The organism is Prevotella sp. SGI.167 (assembly GCF_050313615.1).
Taxonomy (GTDB): domain Bacteria; phylum Bacteroidota; class Bacteroidia; order Bacteroidales; family Bacteroidaceae; genus Prevotella.
In genome coordinates this window covers 1-839 of record NZ_JBNPLT010000109.1, presented here as the reverse complement: position 1 = coordinate 839, position 839 = coordinate 1, and the positions used below count along the sequence as shown (strand labels likewise).

Below are 839 nucleotides of genomic sequence, written 5' to 3'. Positions count from 1 at the left end.
TTAATGACCGGAATACGAAAAAATGACCGCCTCCTCATGGGGTAGAGGAGAACGGCCATTCTTCATTTTCAACTTCTAGCCTACACAGCTAGTCACTCCGAGCGTGGTTGCGATTGCCGTCAAGATGCTGATGGCTATCTGCAACACCATCTTCCATGTGTCTCTTTTCATAGTCTTTCTAATTTAAAGGTTAAACATATGAGTTTTTTTGCAAGTTGGGGAGTTAATGAAGTTATCACTCCCTACGGTCGTTCGGGAAGTTAAGAGACAATGGTCTTTTAGATGCAGGACATTTGTCCCTCTAACTTCCCTTAACTTCTCTCTAACTTCCCTCTAACTTCCCTTAACTCCCCCTCTGTCTAGAAACCTACGTCTCCGCCCTGGTCGGTGCCGGAGCCTTCGCTACCCGTTCCGCCGGAACTCTCGCTGCCCTGACCTCCGGTATTCTCGCCACCTCCGGTGGTAGTAGAACCGCCGCCGCTGGTTCCGTCACCGTCTCCCTCCGGAGTGGCTGGAGCATTGAGGTCTACGCTGGTCTTGCCCTCCTTGATTGCCTTGAGCACGGCAGCCTGAGCACTGCGGCTTGCCACGAGGTTGAACTCGGCTTCGTCACGCAGGGTCTTGAACTGCTGACCAGGCTCCCACTGCACCTTCACGTCGGTGATGTTCTGCGCGGTGAACTTGTCGGCATCCTCGGCACCCTTCGAGGTGAGCAGGACGGAGAAGTCACCCAGGTCGCCCAGACGGACCTTCTTGCCCTCGAGCAGCATCTCTCTCATGCAGTCCACTGCCATGTAGAGGATGGCGCTGATGTCGGCTCTGGAGTACACGCTGCCATG

At 54.2% G+C, this 839-nt stretch carries 2 protein-coding genes; both read right to left on the bottom strand.

All coding sequences use genetic code 11. The features are described 5' to 3' along the window. Positions 1-75: 75 nt before the first annotated feature. Entirely contained in the window at positions 76-171 is a 96-nt protein-coding gene (locus ACQRBJ_RS16090; protein ID WP_153126028.1) for a smalltalk protein, read from the bottom strand. A 188-nt stretch (positions 172-359) separates the two neighbouring features. After that, positions 360-839: DNA-binding protein (locus ACQRBJ_RS16085; RefSeq protein WP_445304236.1), on the bottom strand; the 480-nt coding region annotated here is incomplete at its 5' end.

Bases quoted from the DNA above. Each gene is read 5' to 3' on its own strand.
- ACQRBJ_RS16090 (WP_153126028.1), bottom strand. From the start codon at position 171: ATGAAAAGAGACACATGGAAGATGGTGTTGCAGATAGCCATCAGCATC.